At 36.4% G+C, this 8,029-nt stretch carries 7 protein-coding genes; all 7 read right to left on the reverse strand.

The features are described 5' to 3' along the window. Positions 1-277: 277 nt before the first annotated feature. Positions 278-1,039 carry a DUF4167 domain-containing protein gene (locus tag ACFILA_RS05565; protein ID WP_375631407.1) on the reverse strand — a complete coding sequence of 254 codons (762 nt, stop codon included), beginning with the start codon at positions 1,037-1,039 and terminating at the stop codon, positions 278-280. A gap of 1,357 nt (positions 1,040-2,396) precedes the next feature. After that, positions 2,397-2,549 (reverse strand): hypothetical protein, encoded by a 153-nt coding sequence (locus ACFILA_RS05570; RefSeq protein WP_375660789.1) that lies wholly within the window; start codon positions 2,547-2,549, stop codon positions 2,397-2,399. Between the two features lie 180 nt (positions 2,550-2,729). Next, positions 2,730-3,173, reverse strand: a complete 444-nt coding sequence (locus tag ACFILA_RS05575) for a hypothetical protein (RefSeq protein ID WP_273791315.1) — start codon at positions 3,171-3,173, stop codon at positions 2,730-2,732. A gap of 2,070 nt (positions 3,174-5,243) precedes the next feature. Then, the gene (locus ACFILA_RS05580; RefSeq protein WP_375660790.1) at positions 5,244-6,011 is read right to left on the reverse strand and encodes a hypothetical protein; all 768 of its coding nucleotides are present in this window, start codon (positions 6,009-6,011) and stop codon (positions 5,244-5,246) included. Positions 6,012-6,131: 120 nt separating this feature from the next. Continuing rightward, positions 6,132-6,458 carry a hypothetical protein gene (locus tag ACFILA_RS05585; RefSeq protein WP_273791313.1) on the reverse strand — a complete coding sequence of 109 codons (327 nt, stop codon included), beginning with the start codon at positions 6,456-6,458 and terminating at the stop codon, positions 6,132-6,134. A 698-nt stretch (positions 6,459-7,156) separates the two neighbouring features. After that, positions 7,157-7,522 carry a hypothetical protein gene (locus ACFILA_RS05590; RefSeq protein ID WP_273791312.1) on the reverse strand — a complete coding sequence of 122 codons (366 nt, stop codon included), beginning with the start codon at positions 7,520-7,522 and terminating at the stop codon, positions 7,157-7,159. A gap of 138 nt (positions 7,523-7,660) precedes the next feature. Further along, positions 7,661-7,948, reverse strand: a complete 288-nt coding sequence (locus ACFILA_RS05595; protein WP_273791311.1) for a hypothetical protein — start codon at positions 7,946-7,948, stop codon at positions 7,661-7,663. Positions 7,949-8,029 lie beyond the last annotated feature (81 nt).

Genomic DNA, 8,029 nt, shown 5'->3' on the forward strand with positions numbered 1-8,029 from the left:
ACCAATAACATCACCACAAGCGCTTATACAGCACCTTTCAGGTTTAAACATTTTCCTCTGCCTCAAGATTGACCACTTGAGCGACGACGTATCTTTCCCTGTATTCCCTTACTTAAATCCCAGCAAAGAGGCAATCTTTTCTGTCAACACCCTTTGTTAAGTCTCAATACTGCCCGTGAAAATCTAAAGAAAGCGCAAGAGGCTTCTTGAGTATATATAATTTACTATCATGATACCAATAACATCACCACAAGCGCTTATACAGCACCTTTCAGGTTTAAACATTTTCCTCTGCCTCAAGATTGACCACTCGGCGACGGCGTGGTTTTCTCTGTATACCTTCACCTAATCCAGGCAAGGAAGAATCCTCTTTTGTTGCTGTTGATGCATCTCCATTGCTAGAGCTTTCTGCTGTTGTAAGTGAAAGCTCAAGAGATGATTCATCTTGAGTCCGTACAGTACGTCGACGGGGAGAACGACGTGTTTTTTTGACGGGTTCAACATTTTTCTCAGAAAGACTGTGCTCTTGATCTGTTTTTCCATCCGATAGAGCCTCTAAAGCGTTTTCACGCGCATCCCCATTTTGCGCTTTATCATATTGGCCATTGCCATTTTTTTGCGACGACATTTGTAATACATCTGTATCACCCTCGACAGCATCCTTTTTTTCACCATCAAGATTTATTTCACCGCATTCTTGCCCATTGTTTTCATCACGATTTTCGTTTTCATCACCACGATTTTCATCACGCCGAACCGATTGAGACATTTGCCCAGCTGCTGCTAAAATAATACGCAAATAATGCTCGGCATGTTGTAAATAATTTTCCGACATAACACGATCGCCTGCACCTTGTGCATCACGCGCAAGGCTTATGTATTTATCAGCAATTTGCTGAGCATTCCCGCGAATTTTAACATCCGGACCGCTACTTTCATAATTGCGAGACAACGGATTAGGACCGCGACGATTATTATTGTTATTACCATTATTGTTATTATTGCGACCGCGTACCCGTCTATTTTGTTGTGGCCTCATCTTTATCCCTTTTTGGAGTGTTTGTCTTATTGTGTGTCTTAATTGACGCTTCCTCATTACATTATCTTTTGATAATGCTGATCATTTTTAACATACGATTATCAAGCTATCCGCGTTTATTTCACTCAAACGAACCCTACTGATATTGATAAAAGCATATATTTTCTTGAAAATCACAAAACAGCAGGGAAATCGTAAATCAAAAATTCCCTTTTTCTCTGTCAAACAGCAGAAATCTAATGATGTTCACGTAAAATGCCAAGTGTTTTTTTTAAAATAAACCATATTTCACTAAAAAAATAATTATCTTGTGGAAAACAAAAAGGAAAACACACACACAACATACCTGACAAAGAAAAAATTCCTGCCAGAGAATATTAGAAGCTTCCTTTTTTGCTCTAAAACCACAGCTCTTAAAAACGCCGATATTCTCTACCCCTCGTGCATTTAAACCACAAGCACTTCCATCCCAACGAGTCACTGCGCGAACCTCTTTATTTTATAAATATAGCCTCTCTTCATCGCTAAAGCAACCCCTTGCGAGCGATAATCCACGATCGCGTCACAAAACCTCTTGATTTTTATAGATAGATTAACACGAAGTATTATTCAAGCCCTATAATCACCAAGAGATCAATCTTCTTTTCCAAATAAGCTAACGATACTATCAATTTCTATTTTAACCCATAGAGTTTTTAAGTTAATCACAGTTTTTATTTATAACAAATTGAGCTTAAAAATAAAATACTTAAATACAAAAAAATATTAAATTATGAAAAACCCGACCAATATATCAAACTTTTTTTAAAAAATCAGTTTCTTCTCAACAAAATACCCTCCTCAAAGCCTATCAATAAGAATGGCCTAACGCATTTCCTCACTTATCTTTTCTGATAAAGTATTTTCTGATAAAGAAAACTAGAATTATAAAACAAGCACATTTGTAAACCCAGCACAGCGTTTTACGCATGAAGAAGCCTTGAATGTTTATAAAAGGAAGTTTTTTTACTCATTTTAGTCATGTCTATTGACTTACCCCCTCAAAGAACGAAGATTCTCGAGTCACACTGGTCTGTCAACAATGAAAATTCTTATAAAATTCGTACAGTGAATTGGTTTATAATGATAATTCATATTTGTTGTGTTGAGTAAGAAAACTTAATACCGTAGGATTTTTCATTTTCTATCTGTTTGCTGTTGAATCAATCTCTTTTTCTTGCATGTTACACGTGGGAAAACCTGCGTGGAGTAAAAACAATAAATAAAGACTTAAAGTACCTCTTATGAACCGTCTCTAAGGCTAAAGGGCTGTCGAGAGGCACCATTGGGAGCAAGCAAAGTGTGAGATAGTACCGGCTTACTCTTTTTCAAACCATAAAGATGAACATACTCTATAAATTTTATATATTTCATGAGGATTATACCATTCACCAGAACCATTACGAAATGGATTTCCCACACTCGTTCTTCCCTTAAAAAAGCGCAACAAATCCTCCTGAAACTCTACCACGCCCTCCCCTTAAACATTTCAAGACGGCATCCATACCTTATGTCGCCACACCTTAAATAAGAAGTGCGATATAACAAGATAAATAAATCAGGTTGCTATTGGTCTTGAGGCAGATAGTCATTTAAGAGGCTTTTATTTTTTTATAAAAATTCGCGTCCTTTTAACTTTCCGTATAAAAACTTAAAAGTAATTGCGCCTTTTGCCTGTTTTATTTTCTTTTTCATTGAGAAAACAGTCTCGTAAGAGAAAATAATTTCCATCCCCAGGACGGACCATCGTCAAACATTGTTTTTTAGCACTATCAGAAAGCTTATCCCACATTTCACGAATAGCAAAATAGGCCTCACTTTCCAAATTAAGACAATGCTGATAAACTTCTCTTTTCATATCGGGCATAACGGAAGCAGAAATTTCCTTGCAATATACGCGCAGATCAAAAACAGGAATAACCAATTCAACGGGTGCTTGTTGTGTTACTTTTTTATGAGAAGAAAAATAACTAACCACCTTAGCAACAACAAAACACAAAAACACTATACAAAAAAGTATTATGCAAACAAAAGCAATCTTGCGATATAATCTTTTGAAATAAGCCTTTTGTCTTGCTCGGATTCTTTTTTCCATAAAGATTGTACCCTTTAACATCCCAAGAGAAGCTTTTACAGCAAAAAATGATAGAAGTATTTGTGTATACAATACAGGTTATAGCAACAAACGATCAAGACTCTTATGTCAAAAGCCCCTCTTTTTTTATCGTATAATTTTTATCGTATAAAATTCTTGTAAAATACTTTTCTCATGCCCTTTATGAAAAAATAGGGCTGATGATTTTCTTTCACCACCTTAAAAGACGAAGATTCTTCATCCATGCGGCTTTATAAACAATTCGTCTTCTTTAAGATACATCACATTGATTTATAAAGAGTATTTATTGTTTTTTCATATTGAATGAGAGATCCGAACATCGCAGGATTCTCTCATCCTAAATTTGTTTTCTGTTGAAACGATCAAAACCATGTCGCTTGCAAGTTACAAGCGGAGCTGGCATGTGGATTAAAAACTGTACAAAAAAGGCATATGCCTCTTATGAATCGTCTCACGAACCAAGGCTTTCGTAACATTGGAAACTGGAAAAATATATGAGAGTACCAACCTGCACTTTTATGAAGCATAAAGATGAGGGAGATACCTTATAAGTTTTATACATTTCATAGGGGCTTTACCCCTATACCATTGACGAGTGTTCTTGTAAAAGGGACTTGGGAGTGGGATATCTCTTTAAAAACAAGTCCATGAATATGCAATAAATGTATATTCGGAGACAAATAATATTTTAATATTTGAGGCATTCTGTTTTTATGTGAGAGGCATGATCCCAAGAAGACACACGATACATAAAAGCATAAGGCATTATCTTCATTATTTAAATAATATTGCTATAGATAGTTTTGAAAATTATAAAGGAAAAAGATGATAGTCCGAAGAGTGATTAATATGCCTTTATATTTTTCTCAATAAGGCTGTCTTCCTATTTCAGAAATCACTCAAATACAGCCCCCATCTGACATACATAAAGTCTAGCTTACAAAAGCTGGAATCGCTCAGAGAGTTTTGCCCTTCTGAATCCGTAAGGCTCTCATTCTTCTTTCTCTCAAACATGTTACAGCTTTGAAATTTGATGTTGTTTGACAAGCAACAAAAAAGCTCTGTACTCTCTTAAGAAAACAACGCCTTAAAGTTACACACATAATGGATTGGAAAGATGTCTTAGCTTTTTATCAAACGCGCTGTAAAACAACGAGCGTAACATATTGGCTTTTTGCTTATCCCAAAATGTTCATCCTAATTTCTTGCCTCCAATTCCCTTGCCTCCAATTCCCTTGTGTCCAATTCCCTTGTGTCCAATTCCCTTGTGTCCCATGCATAAAGATCAAGTTGAAGGAAATATATGGATAACCCTAGACTTGAAAATATGAAAGGAAGGCGTGACAGAGTTTCGCGTTCCTTATGTCATGCAAAAGCATTAGACATTCTGAAATAAGCACTCTTGCTATCTCGTAATGATTTCTTTTTTCTGCTACCGGTCAAATCCCTTTATTTAGAGAATTGGCTATCACAAGTTATGCAACAAATAGCGCTATATGCAACAAACAGAACCTGATTTATATCCGCATGGAATTCGTTCCAGTTTACATGATTGGCTCGCAAAATCCACTTGACTTTCCCCTTCTTCTTTCCCCCTCATGGGATCTCTATCACCATAGAACAAAAAGCGATATTTTATGACGCTTTATGGACAAAATCCCCACCGCCCGAAGAGTTCATCACATGACGAAAAAACACCCCTCATATTCACCACACACAAACACTTCAATATATAAAATTTACATGCCTTCTATCACCGCACTCTCAAAAGGCAGCACGACAACAAGATAAGAAATTATTGATGTAAAACTCCAAACAAAGAAAAGAACGGACTTTCTAATCGAGATCAACAAATACTGTTAAATCAACGCTTCCATTTTTGATGATGTCACACCTATGCTTTATAGCACCCCTATCACACTTCATAATACCGAAAAATTTTCTCTGCCCTACGCACTATGCGCATCAGAACCAATCAAATAAAACAGAAATGCGCTATCTCCCTACTTTTTTGTTTTTGATTAAATAGCAAGATATAGCTGTAATTCTTTAAAGAGCTTCATACCATAGATTCATTTTATACATAATATCATCAACAGAATGTTTGTATGTGCTGCAGGAAGAATCCCCAGAACGCTCCATATGACCACTGGATGAAGAGCTGTTACAGGATTCTACAAGAAATGCCAGTGACATTGGAGATAACGCATCCTCGCTATCAGAATAATAAGCTGATAAAAAAGTGTAATCTTGTGAAGGAAGTGTCCCCGAATTTACTTGTGATGGAGCGGCAACAAAAAGAGAATTAAAGGTTCTAGGACCAATGACAATATCACCATTCGCTTGCTGCATAATACTTCTTGCAGAGTATATATGATTTGTATTGATTGCCCCCAGCGAAGCCCATTCATCCTGCCATAAATATGCATAATAAAGATCCATAACTTGTTCATGTTGAACAACGTTGTCAGCAGACATGGCTGTATCAAAGAGTGAGTTAGGAACATAATAAAAATTTATATCTGGAATAATTTCATATAGCCAGTACGTTTCATCAGGATTATTAGCAATCTGTTGCCGCGCCATTCTGTAAACTGCATCCATACTTGCAGTTGTAGACACAAATGCTGAAGTCTGTTGAGCAATAGAGTGCCCAGTTACATGATGTATGATATCCTGATCATCCCCCCAAGGGGCAAAACCTCCTCCAAAGAATATAACAGATGGAGAGCGATCATCTATACGGAAAACCATATGGGGAGGATCAATAGCATATGACAGATTTACATCTGAAAAGAAAAAAAATAAAACTGTCACTAAAAATACTGAGAATGCTCTTTGAAACATTTTTATACCTTTGATATACACTCCATATTTTATACCTGTAACCTCTTGAAGCGTTACAGATATAAAAAGGGAGAAAAACCCCTATTGATCTTATTTTAAAGTGATGGCTAAAACCCTTTTTGCTGGCACATGACCCGCTTCAAAAATAACCATTACTTTTCTGTTCAAAATGACTGCGGTTTTTGCCAAATCCAAAATACTTTTTCCAACAATGTTATCACAGCCCCAAATACCTTTTTGAATGTCTGAAGTAGGGCTGATACCGTATCTGAGCTCTAGGCGACATTGTGCTCCTGCGCTAACGACTTGAACCGAATTGAGATAACCGTTTTGTTCATAAACTCCAGCATGAGAAACACCTGTTGTTAATGCTATCATCACCAAAACAATGGATATTTTTTTCAAAAAACTTTTCATAATTTACCTCTTTTAAATTTATTGCAACGGACATGAAATGCATCCCCATGCAATCTAATGGATATTTTTAGCCTCCTCGCCTCCTTAAAGACGAGAATTTTGACCAGCTTTAGCCCGTGATAAGGCTGCCTCATCTCAGTCTATTCTGACCCCTACCCCGCTGTTGCACGATTTATTTTACAGGCTCTACAGCAAAGCCTTCCCTTATTGGTGCCGCGTGAATGATGACTTATTCACACAACAAAACATCGCATGCACAAGCTCTATCATTGGCAATACTACCACTGAAAATGTCTGCCATTGTTAATGTACGTGCATTCTACGGATTCAAAATGTGTCTATGATTTATTGCCTATCGCAAGCGGCATACTGTCAACAAAGACAATTAAGACAAGTATTTACAGCCTCACTACGCTTAAAATCTTTCTAACACCAAACGCTAGAATGAAATTGCCATCTAAGCTCAAACGACGATTGATGCAAAATTACTCAGTTTAAAATAGAAAAAACTGTAGTTGAATATCTTAAGATAGATCCTCAATACCGATCACTCATGAATTCTGTAAAACATAAACGATTATACTCTGAGTAAAAACTGTAAATCAGAAAACTGCTAGGGTTAAAATAACCTTAGTGTAGAAGATTGACCATTTTCCAAGCATCACTTATTTAAGTCACAACGAATACAGATAATACGCTTAATTATCACGCACTCTCAGCCCTCGAATAACATTGATTGGATAGTTACTTCTGTAACAAATATCAACGAATTGCGATGTACTGTAAGCTCTATAGGCCAGCTCAACAATCTCAGGACTTTGAATATGAAATGTTCTTCCTGTAATTTGTGACATTTCTGGCTCTTCTGTAGGCCTCGTTTCCAAAACAGAGAGAATATTTACCCCTTGCAAATTTTTATATGGAATGACAGAAATATTATTGATGATTTGTGATCGAACCATTGTTCCGCCGATATCTGAACAATCATCTGAAATAGTCCTCAAACGTGCAGAAGCTGGTCCAGTAAGACACAAAGCTAAAAATATTAAAATCAATTTTTTCATTATAGAATACCTCTTTTTCATTTTTGGTTGATCAAAAAAATAAATGCTCTATGGACAGGCAAATAACTATCCTGTTCACAACTATCTATCTCACTGCTTTAAAGGAGCTAAATCCCATAGAGACACAAATCGAGATGGTTAATCACCCATCGTTTTACTTTTATCCGCTTCTTCAGCGTCTTGTTTGTGTTTCACATCTTCAAGATCTTTGATAATCGTTTTCAATTGTTGTTCTAAAATATCCAAACGCTGTGTAAGTTGGAGAATATTTTGAGTCTGTATTTTATCAAAACATTGGAGATCTTGACGTGTTTGCTTCAACAGAGCATTCAAAGGAGCATGTCCCATTCTTCCGCTAGCATAAAGAACCACACGAATACATTCCGGATCATCAATATCAGCAATAGAAAATGGAAAAAGTGCCATTATATCCCCCTTTTTGATAAGCTAAACGCGTATTAAGCATTTGAATATCTTTTTCCGTTGTACGGCTCTTGCATTCTTCAA

This window comes from Bartonella sp. CL71SXKL (assembly GCF_042194935.1).
In the GTDB taxonomy this organism is placed as follows: Bacteria; Pseudomonadota; Alphaproteobacteria; order Rhizobiales; family Rhizobiaceae; genus Bartonella.

Bases quoted from the DNA above. Each gene is read 5' to 3' on its own strand.
- ACFILA_RS05590 (WP_273791312.1), bottom strand. From the start codon at position 7,522: ATGAAAAAATTGATTTTAATATTTTTAGCTTTGTGTCTTACTGGACCA.
- ACFILA_RS05585 (WP_273791313.1), bottom strand. From the start codon at position 6,458: ATGAAAAGTTTTTTGAAAAAAATATCCATTGTTTTGGTGATGATAGCA.
- ACFILA_RS05595 (WP_273791311.1), bottom strand. From the start codon at position 7,948: ATGGCACTTTTTCCATTTTCTATTGCTGATATTGATGATCCGGAATGT.
- ACFILA_RS05575 (WP_273791315.1), bottom strand. From the start codon at position 3,173: ATGGAAAAAAGAATCCGAGCAAGACAAAAGGCTTATTTCAAAAGATTA.
- ACFILA_RS05565 (WP_375631407.1), bottom strand. From the start codon at position 1,039: ATGAGGCCACAACAAAATAGACGGGTACGCGGTCGCAATAATAACAAT.